This window comes from Polaribacter porphyrae, assembly GCF_002954685.1.
In the GTDB taxonomy this organism is placed as follows: Bacteria; Bacteroidota; Bacteroidia; order Flavobacteriales; family Flavobacteriaceae; genus Polaribacter; species Polaribacter porphyrae.
This window is the reverse complement of sequence record NZ_MSCN01000001.1, coordinates 3,279,646-3,298,889: the sequence shown is the minus strand read 5'-3', so window position 1 is coordinate 3,298,889 and position 19,244 is coordinate 3,279,646. Positions and strand designations below refer to the sequence as shown.

Sequence of the window (19,244 nt, the reverse complement as noted above, 5' to 3'; positions counted from 1 at the left end):
TATTAAATTATAAAATACTTTTGATACTATAATACTTTAAATACAAATATTATGGTATCAATTTTAATGACACTTTATGCATTACTTAATTTAAATACTGCTCAAATTGAAGCAGTAGAATCTAAAAAAAATATTGATAAAGAAGAGTTATCAAGACTTTATGAAACTGGTGATGATATTAGAGTAGAAATACAATCTATACGTTCTAACTTTTAATTCAATACTAATGTGGTACTAGGTTTTTTTAGTCCATTTATTTTTATAATGATGTTAGAAAATATGATCACTTTTTATAGAAACTCGGGGTTTTCTGTAACAGAAATTTCAGCAACCAGTTTTTTAGCTAAAAAAACAGGTAGTAATTTTATCTTCTTAAAATATACAGATTACTATTTTGTAACACTGGAAGAAAATTTATCTATCGAGAAGATTAATAAATGCCACAAAAAATCTAAAGAAAATGCTAATAAAGACTTCAAGTTACCCAAAGCATTAAGATTTTCTGTACCAAATATAAATTCAGTTTTTATAACTGAAAACAATATTTCCAAAGAGGTAATTTCTTGTGTAAGAAAACGAAATATTGATATTGTTGGTGGACAACAAGAATCAATATTTATTCTTGATAAATCTAATTACCAATTACACTCTGCAGGAAAAGAGCTCAGCCACGTTTCAGGTAGAGCAAAATTAATTTGGGGTAACAAAAAAGAATTTACATCCCTAAATGGGCGAAATAGATCTTTTTATTTAATGGATAAGCTTACTCAAGAAATATTTTCATAAATCAATACAAAACAAATCATACTATAATGAAATACATAACGAAAATATGCTTGTTCCTTTTAATGATTATGGTTCAGGGAATTCATTCACAAAATAAAGTAACATACAATAAAATGGAAAGAGACTACCAGCGTATACTTAAAACACTCAATAAAGCTGTTCAAATAAAAAATAATGGAGGTGTTATTGATATTGATAGAGTTGTTACAAAATTAAAAAAAATAAAAACAAAAGATTCTAGTTTTGATACAAGTGAAGCAGATAAAATAGTAGCTTCTTTTAATGCAAATACTTTTGACTATGAGTCTTGGAGAAAATTAAGTAGCACTATTTCAACTTACTCAAAAGATAGAGGTCTCAACGTGTTTTTGGATGACAGATTGCTTAAAGATGCTAAAAAAATAAACCTCAAAGAAATACAATCCATTTTAGAAAAAAAGAAAAACGAAGGAGAATTAGATTTTCAGAGCAAGACAATAGATAAAGTTATTAGTGAGTTTCCAGAATATTTGAAAAGTGGCGGTATTTTCGATTTATTTATGACACAATTAGATCAAACTGTAGCAAGGTCAGGAAGTAGTAATCCAATGGTTACGACTAAAAAGGCTAAAAAATTAAAACAAAGAGCTGAAGCATTGTATGCATTTGTAGGTCTTGATAATACAGATGTTAAAGCAATTATTAAGGCTATTGATAAAGTAATCGATAGTTCTCAATCAGAGATGTCTAGTGCTATTACTGGCGCTTTCCATAAAGAAAACTTGGGTAAAGTGGTATTATCTTCCAAACCATTAAAAATAGGCTCTGAAAACATATCAGATATTAAAAGAGTATTTAAAACGGGAGAACCAATTTATGGTACTGTTTACTTTGGTAGAACTTTAAAAGACCTCTTTAAGACAGCTAACTTTACAAAAAACGGTGTTACCAATTTTAACTTAAGATTTTTTAAAGAAAATGGGTATCCTTTGTTAGGTCAAGCTGAAAAATGGGAAATAGATAGTTATGCTTTCCATGATGATATTACTGTACATCGAAACAATTTAGGGCAAAGTTATATTCAGTTTATTTTATTGCCTAAATCTCCTTCAGAACTAACTCAATATGCAAAAGTACATAATTATACACCCGTTATTTTTATGAGAGCATTAGCATCTTTACCAGCTAGAGAAGTGAAGTTAAAAATGAAGTTTGATCATGTTGATTATAGTGGTTTTAATCAAGAATTTGAAACTGAATTTAAAATTGATTTATCACAAGGAAAAGGACCAGATTTCTATGAAAAAGAACAAAATAAGCTTATTGACAAGTATATAGAAGATAATGAATTACCTAGTGCTGGAATAAATAATACATCACTTGAACAACAAATGATGGCTCATATGAACAGTAAAGGATGGCAAGAAACTTTTGTAGACGCCATTATTGAGCAAAGAGATTGGACAATTGAATATGAATTAGGGAAACCAGTGAGAAAAATAATAAATGCTTTTATGGTTGCTAAACATCCAGATGGTTATTGTTTTTATCATAATTATGGTTTTGAATCAAGACCCACAGGAAGTGGATGGAGCTCACCTCAATATAGATCTAGTGGTTCAAGAACACGTATTTTATGTAGTAAAATAAAACATTAGTTATGAAAAATTTAAAATTTGTTATAGTCTTTTGTCTCAGTCTTGTAGTAACTTCATGTTCAGGACAATCTAAAAACGATGTGTTAAACGGTCTATACTGTAATAAGTCTGGGCAACTTATTTATTTCAATAACGGAGATATGCATTTTTATAAATCAACATTCTTGCCTGTGTTTCAAAAACAAGAAAAAGAGACCTACACGTATAAAGATAAAAAAGTGATATACAAGTATGATGATATCACATTGAACCACGAGAATGATAAAGTAGTATTATTAAATCACCGAGGAAGAGATTATAAACGAATGAATACCATAGGTGATATTATTAATATGAAAAACCTTGGTTTAGATAAGATACACAAACGCATTAATAAAACTAATAGTTTAAGTATGGAAACTTTAAAAGAAATTATTAAAAAAACAAACTATTTAAAACATACTAATATTATTGTTAACAAAGTATCTATAGATGATTTAATTAATCTGTTGTGCATTTAGGCAATATTAATTTTAATAACCTATTGTGCATTATGATTTAAAAAGGAAAAGTTGTTCATTTCACTGAAAATCAGTATATTGATTTAACCACAAATCATTTATAATGAACAACTTAATGGCAAATTACGAAAGAATATTGGAAGTTTTAAGAAAAATATAAAAAGAACAACTCTTGCCTTATCAAAAGAGAACACCAAAAATGAGTGATTTAGAACTCATAAGTTTGACTTTAACTTCAGAATTTATGAGTATTGATAGCGAAAATGATTTATTCAGAAAACTTCCAACAGCAATATCTAAAAAATAGAACGTAGTGTTTATAACCGCAGAAAAAGAAATTTAGTAAATCAATATGAGTTCGATATAACTTTTCTAATTATTATAGGTTATTTAATTGACAATTAGATTATTGTCATTTCGAATGAAACGTAGTGGAGTTGAGAAATCTCAAATTTAGTATAAGGTTTCTCCATTTCAGTCGAAATGACAACAATCTCATATAACAAAATTCTTATCTAACTAATTAACAGTATTTTTTAAGTCGAACTCACGTTATTTAGGATTAGAGCATAACTATTTCCCAATTAAAAACGGAAAAATTGACTCTTCAAAATTTGGTTGGGATAATGTTGCTAAAGACTGGGAAAAATGGATTTTAGAAAATTAATTCTAATATAATTCAATTTTACTACCCATTTTAGGTACTACAGTAGATGAATTTTTACATCATATTTGATAATTGATACTATTCAAAACATAACACAATTATGATAAAAAATTACAATTTACTTTTCTTATTAAGTTTTCTACTGATTGCATTTAAAAGTTATAGTACTGAGATGCAACCAAAAATTACGATATCTGGTCCAACTTCTGTTACAGAAGGTGTTGGTACTATAGACATTACTATAACAAGCGACATTATATCTTCACAAGATATTAGAGTGGGTTTTTCTTTACCTGGAACAGCTATTTATGCCGTAGATTATACTTCTCAAGGATTATTTGTTACAATACCAGCAGGTGATACGTCTGCCTCTAAAACATTTACAATAGTTGATGATAATATCTACGAATGTACAGAATACATAGATTTTGAAATATTTTCAGTACAAAATGGTGAAGAAGATGGTACGCAAGTAGTTACAACTGAAATATTAGACAATGATAGTAGTGTTACACATATCAATTTTACCAAAAGTACTCAAGCACTACCTTCATCATTAAGTATTCAATTTGGTGAATTTGATGAAAACTCAGGTTTAGATTTCGTTTTAGCAAAAGCAGGAACAACTGGTGCAGAAGTATATACTAACAATGGTTCAGGTACTTTTGCTGTGGCATTTACTACTCCTACTTCAGGAAATATTTCAACAAGAAGTGTTGTTGTCGGCGATTTTAATAATTCAGGCGTTAAAGAAGATTTTATTATTAATAGCACAAGTGTTAATAATCCAGGTGCTCCTTGGATTAATGATAATAATGGTGCATTTACAGAAATAACAAATACTCCTTTCACATTATCTTTTGCTACTTATGGATTGCAAGTTTTTGATTTTGATAAAAATGGTGTTGATGATTTGGTTAATGTAAGCAATCAAAGTATGAGAGTTTTTATAAATAACTATTTTTCAAATAATAATACTGTAAATTTTGATTTTCTACAGAGTGTCCAAGATAGTGCATTTAGTGTACATATAGCAGATATGGATAATGATGGAATAGAAGATTTTATTATCGTGAAAGATAGTGATAATCCTAAAATCTATAAAGGGTTAGGCTCAAGAAACTTTGTAACAAACCCTATAGTTTTTGGTAGAAATGAAACAGCATTTCATATAGACGTTGCAGAAATTACAGGTGATAATTATCCAGAAATCTTAATATCAAGAATTGGAACAAATTCAGAAATAGCCTTGTATACAACAAGCGATGGTCTTTCATATACTGAACTAAATATCTTGCCTAATGTATCTTTAGTAAACCAAGCTAAATTTGCTGATCTTGATAAAGATGGTGATTTTGATATTGTTTTGGCAAGAATGTCTGAAAACCTTATTTTAGAAAATATAAACAACACAAGTTTTCAAGAATCACCTGTACCTTTTTGTAGTAACGCTACATCATTAGCTATTGGTGATATTGATAATGATGGAGATGTAGATATCATTTTTGCAAGAGAAATAGGAAAAAATAGTGAAATATGGGTTAATGAATCTCAAACACTTTCTACAGAAGACATCAACATTCAAAATAATATTATACTTTTTCCAAATCCAGCAAAAACTACATTTCAACTTTCAAGTAGTTTACATTCAATTAAAAAAGTGACAGTTTATTCTTTATTAGGAGGTAAAGTTGCAGAGTTTATAAATAGTAATAACTATAACATTTCTAACTTATCAAAGGGTATTTATAATTTAGAGATTATTACAGAAAAGGGTAAAGGATTCAAAAAACTCATTGTAGAGTAGTTAAATGTTATAAATTTAGTTATTTAGAGTCATGCATAAGTATTTATTCATGGGTCTTTTTAATTCTTGCACTACCCATTTTAGGTAGTACAAGAGATGTTATATTTTTTCAAATTTGTATAGAATAAAAATGTATAAAATGAAAAAAAATTACCTTACTCTACTGTTGCTTTGTACAATTAGCGTACTTAATCTTAATAGTCAAGAACTTATTGCAAATATGCGTTCAGGTGCTCTAGATGGTATAAATGGAGACACAGCAGATATGATAGAATTTAATGGGAAGCTATTATTCACAGCTCATCTAGGAGATGGAAAAGCTTATGAATTGGTGGAGTACGATCCCATAACAGGAATAGTAACAAATTTAACAGATATAGATCCTGGATCAGATGATAGTTTCCCTAACTATAAAGTAGTTCTAAACAATACACTATTTTTCGTCGCTGATGCAGAAGAGACCGGCTCTGGACCAATATCTTTTACAGAACTATATAGTTATAATTCAGATGGTACATTGACTAAAATACCAAGTAATGGTTTTTCAAACAATACTAATAATGCTAATACAGATATCAATCCAAAAAATCTAACATTATATAATGGAAACATTTATTTTTCTGCACAAAAATCTGATGTAAAAGTTGAAGTTCAATTACTAAAAATGCCAAGTAATGGTAATTATTCAGAAGTTGTAATTTCTGGGGCTTATGTAAGAGGTGGTTTCGAAAACCACCCTGAACCAGCAAGCTTTGAAGTTACAAATAATAAATTGTTTTTTTCTGCAAATGTTTCAAACTCAGAAAGAGGATTGTTTTTTTATGATGATACCAACAACACTTCTGGCAGAATAGGAACTCACAGCTACCCACCTTATGTAAAAGCAAATGGAACAGATTTATTTTATCTTGCTCAAGGAACCTATTGGAAATATGACACAACTTCTGGAACTTCCTCCCCAAATATATTTGCTACCAATGCACCAATACCAAAAACAAAACCGGTAACTCATAGTGGAAAAATGTATTATAGAAGCGAGTTCACAAGTCCATTTTCAAGTAATGATTTAGTGATTTACGACATCGCAACAGATACCCATACAAGAGTAAGAATAAATTCAACAGTAGATAGTAATGTTTCTCATTTTGAAAAATATGGAGGTAAAATTTTCTTTGCAGCAGAAGATGATAACGCTGGTAAGGAGTTACACATGTATGATCCCATTTCAGAAAAATACACCTTGGTATCTAACATTCGTTTAGGATCATCAGGTAGTTTTCCTTCATCATATTATATTTTTCAAAACAGAATGTACTTTGCTGCTACTTCTCAATCAGAAGGAAGAGAATTATGGGTAATGGAAGGTACTAATATAGCCCCTAAAATAAAAGCTTTTATTGGTAATCAAACTTATGTTCAAGATGCGAATGGGATTGCAACTTTTAATCTTTTGGATTATTTTAAAGAAGATTTTGAGGATGGCGCTAATATTTCTTTTTCTTCGTCTTCTGGAAGTCCTAACCTTGTAACAACAAGTGTACAAGGAAATACGCTAACTATTAACTATACGCTTAATGTAGGAGTAAGTGCAATTAATGTTACTTCTACTGATTCTGGTGGTAAATCTATTTCTCAAGAATTTGATGTCATTATTGAAAGTGCAACTGCAAGTATTGATGATGTTATTAGTAAATCTTTTAACCTTTATCCAAACCCAACTAAAACTAGTTTCAAGTTAGAAAGTAATAATTACAACATTAAGAAAGTTGCTATTTTTAATATACTAGGAGCTAAAGTTACCTCTTTTTCTAATGCTTTAGAAAGTTACAATGTGTCAAACTTAACAAGAGGTATTTATCAAGTAGTGGTAGCTACAGAAAGAGGAAAGGGAATTAAAAAACTCGTAATAGAATAGGCTATATAAAAGAAAAATTGTTAAATGTATTTTGTCTAAAAATATAAAATAGCCGAAAAACTACAACTTAAAAACGTCAGATATATCTGACGTTTTCTGTTTTCACTACCCTTTTTAGGTAGTACAACCTGCACTTTTATCCTTTTATTTTGATATAAATTAAAATTTTAAAAAATGAAAAAAATTACACTTATTTTATTTACTATTTTGAGTACTATTCAAGTAGTAAATTCTCAAGAAATAGTAGTTGATGTTAACTCAGGAAGTGACGATGGAGTATCAGGATTTTTAACTCCTTACAATAACAAATTGTATTTTACAGGAGCTAATAGTAGTGATGGAATAGAGTTAATAAGCTACGACCCAGCTTTATCTTCTAACAATATCTCTTCAATAAATATAAATACAAATAATTCAAGTTTACCACAAAAAAAAGTTGTTTATAACGGAAAATTATTCTTTTCTGCAACTGAAGCATCAGGACAGTTAAGAAGTTTATTTTCTTATGATGGCACAAATTTAGTAAATATAAATGCATCATTAGCTACTCAAAGAGATGCATCAGATTTAACAGTAGTTAATAATAAATTGTATTTCTCTGCCAGATATAATGCTGGGGGAACAGCTAGAGATTATTTTTATGTATATAATGATGTTACAGTAACTACTCCAACAATTACTTTAGTAAATATAAATGGTCAGCCAAATACTTCTTCAGGAAGTTTTAATCCAAGAAATTTGGTTGTCGTTGGTAATTTAATTTATTTTATTGCTGAACACGCAACAGACGGTACAAGAGTATTCTACTATAATACAAACTCTGGAGTTTCAGGCCATGTCACAAACATTTCCTCTCCTGAATATCTATTTGCTTATGGTAACAATATCTATTTAAATGGTATTTTAAGTACAAACGTAGAACTTTTAAAAATAGAAACTCTTAACAGTAATACAGTTAGTGTTTTACCTAACAATCCTACTTTGTTTGAAAGTAATAATATTGTTGGTCATCAAAATATTTTATATTATAGAACAGATAATGGTTCTTCAACTAACGGTTTAGGATTGTATAATATTGATAATAATAATTACACTTTCAAAAATACAGTACCTAACAATTCACAAGTAAATAGCCTTATTAAATATGCTGGTAAAATATATTTTAGAGCTTTCTTTTCTGATGCTCGCCTTGAGTTTGCAGAATATAATCCAACAACTAATGTTTTAAGAGGTTTTGACACAAATGATGGTACAGGAGAGGGTTCTTTTTCTGAACCAGTTATTTTTAACAATGAACTGTATTTTATAGCTACAAATGCTACAAATGGTGACGAATTATATAAATTTAATGGGACAGCAACTGTAGATATTGAAACGTTAGATACTGAATTTATAGGTAGCGACTCTAACTGGTCTTTATTACCAAATTGGACTAATGGAATACCAAATATTAATAATAACGCAGTAATACCAGATGGTAAAGACGTTACTAGTAATATTAGTAATATGGAAACAAACAGATTGGTGGTTGAAAATGGTGGTTCATTAAAGCTACAATCTAATGCCAATCTTAACATAACAAAAGGTTTAACAAATAGTGGTACAATAACTCTTGAAAATACTTCAAAGATTAATGTTGGTGGAAATGCTTTGATAAATAGTACAAGCTCTTTTTCTGCTAAACAAAATAGTTTATTGAATATAACAGGAGATTTAACAAATAATGGTAGTTTGAGCATAGAATCAAATGCTACAAGCAGTAGTTCATTAATTATTGGCGGAAGTTATTCAGGAGGTAGTTTAACATATAAAAGATATGTCACTGACGATTGGCATCTCATAGCACCACCAACACCTGCAAATCTTGGAGTATTTATTGGTGCTACTCCTTTAGCTACAGGAACTGTTGATGTAAATCATGTAGGATTGGCTGAATATAATAATACTATAGCTGGAGGTTGGGATTATCATACAAATAGTACAACTGGTAGTTTTATAGCAATGAAAGGATATGCTGTAAAAAGAGCTACAGCTGGTACAGTTGATTTTGTGGGAAGTTTCAGACAGGCTTCAACTTTACCTATCTCTTTAAATAGAGGTTCACTATCCGATTGGAATTTGGTTGGAAATCCATACACATCTTTTTTGGCAGGTAATACTAATGCAAATACAACAAATAATCTATTGACAAAAAACAGTTCTGAATTAGACCCCAATTTTGTTTCTCTTTATTTTTGGGATCCAACAATTGGTATGAATGGTGAGTATGTGGTTGTAAACCAAATGTCAAATGCACAATACGTTGCTCCTGGACAAGGCTTTTTTGTTAAAATTAAAACTAGTGGAGGAAACTTCACTTTTGAAGAAAGCATGCAAAGCCATCAAACAGGTAATATTTTTTATAAGAATAGTTCAACAACTCCAGAAATAGATATAATTATTGCTTCAGCTAATGATTCTAAAAAAACAAGTATAAAATATTCATCAACTTCTACTAAAGGACTAGATCCAGGGTTTGATGCAGGTCAGTTTAATGGAGTACAAACTTCAAACCCTCTAAACTTATACACTCAATTAGTAGATAATAACCAAGGAACTAATTTTGCTTTACAGGCTCTTCCTGAAGATTATGAAAATATTGTTATTCCTATTGGTCTAAAAGCAGAGGCAAATTCAGAAATTACATTTACACTTAATCATAATAATTTACCTACAGGTTTAAAAGTGTTTCTTGAAGATAAAGAACTAAATACCATGACAAGATTAGATGAAGGAAATAGCGAATATAAAATTACTCCAACAACTAATTTAGATGGTATTGGTAGGTTTTATCTTCATACTTCTTACAAATCTGTTTTAAACATAAAAGAAAATTCTTTAAGCAATGTAAGTATTTTTAATAATGATAGAGTTTTAAATATTTCTGGACTTAATGAAAAAGTGGATTTACAGATTTTTGATTTGCTTGGAAAACAAACTTTTACATTGAATAATGAAAATGTAAATAATTCCATTCAAATCAATATTCCAAGTTCTATAAATACGGGTATTTATATTGTAAAATTGAAAACCAAAAATGGAACTTTGGATAAAAAAATTATTTTAGAATAAAAGAAAATAGAATTGATGAAAAATAATGATAAAATCACAAGAAAACAAGCTGTCAAAAAGATTGGGAACTATGGAAAATATGTTGCTTTAACTGCATTAGGAACTTATTTGATATTAAACCCACAAAAAGCACAAGCATCAAGTCCAGAAGCACCTGGTACAGGCTTCTAGTTTTCCTCAACTATAATTTTAATCCATACAAATTAGGGGGAATTTGTTATGCTTAAAAGCGATTGTAGTTTAAGCACGAGTTAGGGCTCGTGCTTTTTTTATTTTTTGAGAAAATTTTACTAGTTAACGTGAGTTCGATATAACTTTTCTAATTATTATAGGTTATTTAATTGACAATTATATTATTGTAATTTCGAATGAAACGTAGTAGAGTTGATAAATCTCAAATTTAGTATAAGATTTCTCCATTTCAGTCAAAATGACAACAATCTCATATAACAAAATTCTTATCTAACTAATTAACAGTATTTTTTAAGTCGAACTTATGTTAGTTAAGTGAAAAAACTACTCTCTTATTATTACTTTTTGCCAGATCTCATTCCCAAAATTATCGACAACTGTAAATCTAAAATTACCAACTTTTGGTTCAATTGCAAATTGATGATTTTCTTTTGTAGTTCCTAAAAATTGAGTATTTGCATACCAAAATAAAGTTGCTTCAGAATTTGAATGTGCTACTTTTAGAATAAGTTCGTTTTGTTTTCCATCAAAATCTTTGGGTAAAAAAATGGTGCTTTTTTCTGTGGGATAAATAAACTTCATTGAATTTTTATTTTCTCCTAAACAATCATTTCTAAATTTTGGTAACGATTTATAAAACGGATTTTGTTTTTTGTAATAATATTCTTGTAAAGGAGGTAAAATAAACCACGATTTTTGTTTGATGTTCTCTAAACTTTCACAGGAAGTATTTACTTGATAATTTTCTAATGCATCAACATTTAGCAAAATATGAAAAGGGCAAGGCTTGGTTTTTAACCCTGAATTTTGCATAAATTCCAACTTTTTTTCTTCACAAATTTCAGTAGCTCTGTATCCACTTTTTGTACAAATTTCTATTTGTGTCATTTCATCAAAAGGTTTTGAAAACCACTCTGAATTGGGTAATTTATCAAAAACATCAAATAAAATAGGAGCAGCAGTTTGCACACCTACCAAACCTGGTCTTCCTTCACCATCTGCATTACCTACCCAAACCCCAACTACATAATCTTTAGTTACTCCAATACTCCAAGCATCTCTAAAGCCAAAACTGGTTCCTGTTTTCCAAGCAATTTGTTTCGTTGAATCAAAAAACTCCCAATTTTCTTCAGAATTAGGTCTATTTACTTCTTTTAAACTTTCAAAAGTTAAATAAATTGAAGCTGCATCAAAAATGATTTTTTCTGATGATTTTTGTCCAAAATCGATTTTTGGACCTTCATAAAAAGTAGGTTCAGTAAATTCATTTGTAAAATATCTACTTGAGTTTTCAGAAAAATGATTTACAGTAGATGCCATTGATGCATAGCTTTTGCATAAATCCCATAAATTACTTTCAGCACCACCCAAAGCAATAGTTAATCCATAATAATTTGGACTTTTTTTGATGTCTTTTAATTGAAGTTGTTTTAAATAATAATGAAATTTTTCTAATCCAAAGCTTTGTAACATTCTAACAGCTGGCACATTTAAAGATTTAGACAAGGCAAGTTTTGCTGATATTGCTCCTGAATATTTTTTATCAAAATTTTCTGGTTGATAACTACCATAATTGGTAGGTATATCTGCAACCAAAGTATTGGGCAACAATTCTCCACTATCTAACATTGCAGCATATAAAAAGGGTTTTAAAATACTACCTGTACTTCTAGCTTTTGTAATAATATCTACATCTTTTTGATGTTTTGTTGATGTTGGTGCATTCCCTACATAACTCAACACTCGTCTCGTTTTTACATCCAGTACCAAAACAGCTATATTATGAATCCCGTTTTTGGAAAGCTGATTGTAATGGTTTTTTACAATGCCATTAGTTTGAATTTGCAACCTCTTATCTATAGTCGTTTTTACAAATTCTCCTTTTTTTTCTTTGTTTACTTTTTGCAATAAATGAGGAGCAATTTGAGGTAATGGATATGGTTTTTTTGGTAAATCTTCTAAAATTGATAAATTATAAGTGAGTGAATCAATGATATTTTTATTCAGTATTTTTTTTAACAATCGATTTCTCTTTACCCATAATTTTTGTTGATTTTTTCCTGGATATATCAATTTTGGTGCATTTGGCAAAACCGCTAAAGTAGCTGCTTCAGCCCATGACAAATCTGACGCTTTTCGATTAAAAAAACGCCAAGAAGCTGCATCTAAACCCACTACATTTCCTCCAAAAGGGGCATTACTGCTCCAAAAAGCCAATATTTCTTCTTTACTAGCTCTAAATTCTAATCTAGATGCTAAAATGAGTTCTTTAAATTTTTCAAAATAGGTTCTTGGTCTGTCATTTCTACTCAAACGCATTACTTGTTGCGTAATTGTGCTACCTCCTCTCACTACTTTTCCTGCTTTTATATTTTGTCTTAAAGCATTGAAAATAGATACTGGATTAAATCCTGGATGTTTATAAAAATGTTCATCTTCAAACTGAATTAAACAGGTTTTAAATTTCTCTGGAACACTATCATTATGAGGAAAACGCCATTGACCATCATCAGCAATTAAAGCACCCAACAACTCGCCTTTATTACTTGTAATTACGGTTGATGTTGGCTTTGTGAAAAGTTCTTTAGGTAAACAAAATGCATAAAAAATCAACAAGACAACAAAGAATATAGTTTTCTTTTTATGTTTTAATATGTAGTTTTTGATTTTCACTTTTGATATTTTAAGCCAGTTTGTCATTTCGACTTTATGGAGAAATCTCTAAAACTTCTTATTGAGATTTCTAGACTTCATTTCATTTCGCTCGAAATGACAATCTTCATTTTTTATGATGTGATTCTGAAGCAAGTTCGGAATGACGTTACTTTACAACTTTAATCCACTTTCCTTTAGTTCTAACAAAATAATCATTATCATACATTGCTTCAACCTGAACTCCTGGCAAATAGTAATCACCTAAATATGCCGCATTTAGTAACACCGAAAAAGTTTTTGTTTCACTTTTATTTTGGTGATAATTCAAATCAAAATAGAAGTTTACACGATCATCTTTAATATCTGTATATCTTGCTGTACTTTTTGCTGTTGTCCCAAAATCGGTGAATCTTGTATTTACAATTTCCCATCCAGAAGGAAAAATTTGTGTTAAAGCAATATCTTTTACAGTTTCATTTTTTGGATTACTCACTGTTATTTTAGCCACGAAATCTTGTCCTTGTTTCAATTGATTTACATCAATCTTACTCCCTTTTAAATCCACATAATTTAAAGCAAAACTCAAACCTCTGCGTTCTGAAATTTCATCACCTAAAGGCAATTTTCCAGAATTAATAATTCTTGCAAAAACAACATTGTTCTGCTGGTTTTGAATCGTGATTGTATTTGTTCCTTTTTGGATGGTTAAAGTTCTTTGAATCATCGCACTTGACGTTTTTAAACGTTCTGTTTTGCCATCATTTGTAAACTTAATATCAATAGCCTTTCCACCGTTTTTAACTACCATTTTACCAATAGCCAACAAACTATATGCTGTAGTTTGTGTACTCATCCAACTATTACTAGATAACTTTTTAGCAATACTTTTAGCAATATCTTTTGCATTTTGATTATTCAAAAGTAACATTGTTTCTAAAGCCATTGCTTTATTTCGAGTTACAGAACCATAATTGTAATATTGGTATTCAGAAAAATTAAGCGTCGCTTTCGCCATAATTTCTGCAGCAGCTTCATTCTGACCAACCAAAGCATAAGCGGCTGCTAATCTCCATTTTGCGTCATTACTTAATTTTTTGAACTCTCTTAATCTGTTCATTGCAGATAAATCTGGACTACCAGCGAAAGCCAAAGTGTATAACCTGTAAGCTTGTTCTAAATCTGATGTGTACCTATTGTATTTTTGTCTCCAATTTCTAGCTGCTTGCTTCTGATATTTTATAAAATTACTTTTAAAAGTCAATGGCAATACAAAACCTTTTTGTTCAGCTTCTAACATAAAATGGCCTGCATAAGTTGTTCCCCAATCACTTATGTAGTTTTCTCCTAACCAATAACTTAAACCACCATTTGCTTTTTGAAAATTACCCAAACGTTTGATTCCTTTTTCAATATTAGATTGAATTTCACGTTTCTTTTTTGAGGTTAAATCAAAAATATCATTCATAAATAATTGTGGAAAAACACTAGACGTAGTTTGTTCTACACAGCCATGTGGATATTGAATTAAATACTCTAATCGTCCTGTAAAATTAATAGCAGGAATTGTAGAAAACTCGATCTTTGCACCATTAGAACCTGCTACACCAAACGTATTAAACGTAATATCTTTTGACTGATTTCCTTGTATAGTTTTATCAATAATTTTATTGGTTATTGGGTTTGGGTTTGAAATATCTAACTCTACTTTATAGGTTGACTTCTCTCCATTTCCAGTTGCAATAACTTCGACAGTGTTAAATCCGTTTGCTTTTAGAACATCCAGTTCAAAATACAACATTTTTTCATCTGGTTTTTCAAAACTGATGCTTTGAGTGGCATTACCAACAACCTGAATTCCACTTGAAGCTTTTACTTGAACAGCCACATTTTTCACTTTTTTATCCATTGCAAAAAGCGTAACAGGTAAAATAACTTTTTCTTTTGGCACTAACTTTCTTGGTAAAGTTGCCAAAACCATTAAAGGTTTTTGCACAGGTGTTGTTTCTTGAGCATTGCCAAAAGCTTCTGTTTTTATATCTCCAGCAACTACCATTGTTCTTACTGAACCTATATAATTAGGCAAAGTGATTTTATGAGATTTTGTTGTTCCTTTATCTAAAGTAAAAGGTCCAAAAAACTTGACAACTGGCTTAAATCTGTTGGCTTTTCTGTTTTTCCCTTTTGCTAAACTTCCATCACCACCAATTGCAAAAACTTGATCTATACTACCTGAATATGCACCCATAACATCATCAAAAATGTCCCAAGTTTTAACACCTAAAGCCTCTCTTGCATAAAAAGTATTGTAAGCATTTGGTGTTTTAAATCTTGTTAAATCTAACAATCCATCCTCTACAACAGCCAAAGTATAGGTCATTGCTTTGTTATTCTTTTCTGAAACTTTTACTGTAAATCCCTTTTCAGGTGCCAGCACTTTTGGCATTTTAATTTCTGGTGATAATCTTGTTGATGCATTTTCGACAAAAATTGGAACCACACCAAATAAACGAATTGGCAAATCGTTTTCTGTGATTTGATGAGGCTGTAATAATGAAATATTCACATATACATTTGGCGTCATTTCTTTTGTAATCGGGATTTCTACGGATGTTTTTCCTTTTTGAGTTTGCACCCATTTGGTTTGTAACACTTTTGTTCCGTTTTCAATACTTATTAAAGCGTGTCCATTTGAACCTGAAGGGAAAGTAATTTTTGCAGTTTCACCAACATTATATTTTTCTTTATCTGCAGCAAAAACTAACATTTTTGCAGCTTCTTTATTTCCTGAATCAGCATTTTGCCACCAATTTTTATAAAAATAAGCTGTTCTACCTGTTGCGTGTCCACTTTTTTTATCGATTACTCTTATTAAAAATCGTCCTCTATTTCTATCTGGAATATTTAAATTGAACGTTGCTTTCCCTTCTGAATTGGTTTTTAATTGAATCTTTTTAAACGGTTTATGATAAGTACTTGATGTATATTTTGATAAATTATCTGAAGATGAACTCCACCACCAACGCCATTGAATTTGATAAACTTCAACTTCAATTTCATCTCTTTGTACTGGTTTTCCATTTTCATCAACAGAAACCACAGAAAACTCTTGATTATCATCTGTAAAAAATGAGCCATATCTATTACCTTCTGGAGATTGTAAGCCTACAAAAGTTGAAAATGGAGCGTATTTTTTAGAAAAAGCATCAATAGAAAAATCTCCACCATTTTCAAAAGCTCTCACTAAAAACTGAACATTTAACATTCCTGGAGCGTTTTTTCCCACTTTTAAATCACTACTAATTTTAGCGAAACCATTTTCATCAACCTTACCTTCAAATACATTAATTTCTTCAGAAGCGTAACTTCTTGAGGGATCAGAAAACACATAATTCTTGTAGCTTTCAAAACTATAATTTGATGAAGAAACTTTGGCTTTAATCTCTGCTTTTAAGTTTTTTGCAGGCGTTCCATGTAACCATTTTACATCTAAAGTTCCATTAATTGGTTTTTTGCTCGACAAGATTTCATCATCAAAATCAATTTTAATTTTTAAACGATTTGGTTTTACAGTTTCAATTTTTAAATTCTTGTAGAATTTTGCACCACCAACAGCAACTTTTGCTGAATAGTTTCCTGTTAACGCTTCTGTATTTGTCTTAAAAGTGAACTTATAAAAATTGTTCACATTTTGTATAGTCACTTTCTTATAAACGAGTTTACCTCTTGGATTGGTAACTTCTAATTTTACAGGATGATTTTTAGGCAATTTATTATCAGCATCATTTAATATAAAAGATAAATGCAATGTATCTCCAGGTCTCCAAACACCACGTTCTCCATAAATATATCCTTTTAACCCTTTTTGAGTTTCGCTTCCAGAAACATCAAACTTACTCAAAGACAAAGAATTACCATCAAACAAACGAATATAACCTTTGTTATTTCCTTTAGACACGATTGCAAATGCTACATTTTTATCAGATTTAACAGTAACAAACCCTTCTGAATTTGTAATGCCATTTGCAATTTCTGATTGCTGATAATTGTATAGTTTTACTGTAGCATTCAACTCTGGATTTGTGGTTAAAATATTTGTAATCGCAAAGAAATAGGTATTGTCCTCTCCTTTTTTAGCTATAATTCCCAGATTTGAAGCCAACACATTTTGAGCGATCATTCTGTTTGAAGAATAGTAAGCATCATTACAAGGATTGTCTCTTTCTCGCCAATTATAACTATAATTTTTATAACTATACAATTTATTATCCCAATAGAGTTCTTCACGTACTTCTTGGTCTTCAACTTCACTGTAGTCATCATATTCTTCATAATCTTCCTCATAATATTTCTCTTCTTCTGACGAAGTTTCTGTATTGTCATTATCTCCACAAGTATAAAATGTTTGATTTTTGGTATAGCTTAATTCCACTCTATAAATTGCTCCAGGTTCAGCAGCCATCATTTTAGAAATATCTACACTGTAGGCTTTCCAATTTTGTGTATTATTTTCTTTCTTGTCGATTAAAGTTATCGTTTGCTTTGCAACTCTTCTACCTACTCTCTTAATATCGTATTCGTTATCGCTATTAATCCTATTTTCTTGCAAAAATTGTAACACGTTATCTTCATAAATCTTGATAATTCTTACATCTACTTTACGAACATTGATCGCCTCAAAATTGAATTTTAAATCTTTAGAATTTGGTAAAATAGTTCCGTTTGAAATTGCTCTGATTTGAGGTTTTTTCTGCTCGAAAGTAATGGCTTCATTAAAAGCCGACTTCAATTTATAGTTACTTGAATTCTTAATTCCTTCAAAAACCGAAACCAAAATACTTCCTTGAAAACTCTCATTTGAAAAAACTTTTAATTGATTTCCGTTTACAATAAATCTTGGCGACTTAACACCTTTTAAACTGACTAAACCATTGAAATTTTGTTGTTTTTTTAGAGGGTCAGAAAAGTTTATTGAAATGAATTTTTCAGCGGTATTACTTATACCAATGCTTAATACCTTAAAATTATTTTTACCTGGAATCGTAATCTCATTCTCACCTTCGTTATCCGAATTTATAGCTTTTCCACTCCAAGTTACTTTCAATTTAGAATCTTCAACAAAACGTTGAATGCTATCAATTTTAAACTCAAATACTTTGGATGTTGTGTTAGCTTCATTCCAAACAATATTTTTTGATAGCCCTTCTTGAGTTGCTTTTATAAGCTGTTTTACATCATTTATATTGATGACATCCGCAGATTTCACTATTCCTTCTAAATATTGATAATCTTTAGAATAGGATTGTAAAACATTGGTTTCAATCTTAAAATTAGGAGTAATAGTTTTAAATTGAAATGTATAATTTTCATAACCTTTTTGAATATTTTTATAAATATCTTTCAATTTTACAGTGATAGCATATTCTGTATCTGGTTGTAATCTGTCATCAGGAATAAAAACAAAAGCGTGTTTGTTAATTGTTTTTATCGTTCCGTTTACAAATGGTTTTATAAATAAAATTTCTGCAGAAATTTCCTGATTAGTTTCCCAACCTTCCACTTCTTTGGCTAAATTAACCTCAATATTTTGACTGATAGAAACCTCACCAGAAGTTGTATAACTAATGTATTCTTTAAATTTGTAAATGTTATCTGTTTTAATTTTCTCCTTTTTACAAGAAGAAATTAATAAAAAAATAACGAAAGCTGAAAGGATGTATTTGGTTTTCATAGTTGTGATTTTAATAGCACAACTCAAAAATACACATTAAAGTATCGCAAATTTAAACAAATGAGAATTCGTAATGATGTAATTAGAATTTGGTTAACTTAAAATCGATACATCTTAAGATTTGTAGTGTAATTTAAAAAGCTATATCGAACTCACGTTAATTATGTAAAATTACACAGTTTTTCAAACACAAGAAGATTTTATGGAAAATAGAGATACTCAAATGGATTTTTGCATTGAAATACG

At 29.7% G+C, this 19,244-nt stretch carries 10 protein-coding genes and 1 pseudogene; 9 read left to right on the top strand and 2 right to left on the bottom strand.

What is annotated here, in order from left to right; genetic code table 11:
• Positions 1-51 precede the first annotated feature (51 nt).
• The 9 genes and pseudogenes from BTO18_RS17725 to BTO18_RS17720 all read left to right on the top strand — a co-directional run bounded on the left by BTO18_RS17725 (position 52) and on the right by BTO18_RS17720 (position 10,594).
• Positions 52-216 carry a hypothetical protein gene (locus tag BTO18_RS17725; RefSeq protein WP_170063289.1) on the top strand — a complete coding sequence of 55 codons (165 nt, stop codon included), beginning with the start codon at positions 52-54 and terminating at the stop codon, positions 214-216.
• 51 nt (positions 217-267) lie between these two features.
• Complete coding sequence (locus tag BTO18_RS14790; protein ID WP_105016967.1) at positions 268-786, top strand: hypothetical protein; 519 nt, start codon at positions 268-270, stop codon at positions 784-786.
• Positions 787-899: 113 nt separating this feature from the next.
• On the top strand, positions 900-2,423 hold the full coding sequence (locus BTO18_RS14785) for a hypothetical protein (RefSeq protein ID WP_146106958.1): 1,524 nt from the start codon (positions 900-902) through the stop codon (positions 2,421-2,423).
• A 140-nt stretch (positions 2,424-2,563) separates the two neighbouring features.
• Positions 2,564-2,923, top strand: coding sequence for a hypothetical protein (locus BTO18_RS14780; protein WP_170063287.1), 360 nt, complete (start codon positions 2,564-2,566; stop codon positions 2,921-2,923).
• Positions 2,924-3,026: 103 nt separating this feature from the next.
• Positions 3,027-3,280: pseudogene (locus BTO18_RS18065) on the top strand (IS982 family transposase); the annotation flags it as partial.
• Positions 3,281-3,762: 482 nt separating this feature from the next.
• Positions 3,763-5,397, top strand: coding sequence for an FG-GAP-like repeat-containing protein (locus tag BTO18_RS14775; RefSeq protein WP_170063286.1), 1,635 nt, complete (start codon positions 3,763-3,765; stop codon positions 5,395-5,397).
• Positions 5,398-5,536: 139 nt separating this feature from the next.
• On the top strand, positions 5,537-7,312 hold the full coding sequence (locus BTO18_RS14770) for a T9SS type A sorting domain-containing protein (protein ID WP_170063285.1): 1,776 nt from the start codon (positions 5,537-5,539) through the stop codon (positions 7,310-7,312).
• 174 nt (positions 7,313-7,486) lie between these two features.
• On the top strand, positions 7,487-10,423 hold the full coding sequence (locus tag BTO18_RS14765; RefSeq protein WP_105016962.1) for a T9SS type A sorting domain-containing protein: 2,937 nt from the start codon (positions 7,487-7,489) through the stop codon (positions 10,421-10,423).
• 15 nt (positions 10,424-10,438) lie between these two features.
• Complete coding sequence (locus BTO18_RS17720; protein ID WP_170063284.1) at positions 10,439-10,594, top strand: hypothetical protein; 156 nt, start codon at positions 10,439-10,441, stop codon at positions 10,592-10,594.
• A gap of 345 nt (positions 10,595-10,939) precedes the next feature.
• Here BTO18_RS17720 and pbpC read toward each other — a convergent pair whose 3' ends face one another.
• On the bottom strand, positions 10,940-13,315 hold the full coding sequence (gene pbpC, locus BTO18_RS14760; protein ID WP_105016961.1) for a penicillin-binding protein 1C: 2,376 nt from the start codon (positions 13,313-13,315) through the stop codon (positions 10,940-10,942).
• Between the two features lie 121 nt (positions 13,316-13,436).
• Positions 13,437-18,998 carry an alpha-2-macroglobulin family protein gene (locus BTO18_RS14755; RefSeq protein ID WP_105016960.1) on the bottom strand — a complete coding sequence of 1,854 codons (5,562 nt, stop codon included), beginning with the start codon at positions 18,996-18,998 and terminating at the stop codon, positions 13,437-13,439.
• Between the last annotated feature and the right edge of the window lie 246 nt (positions 18,999-19,244).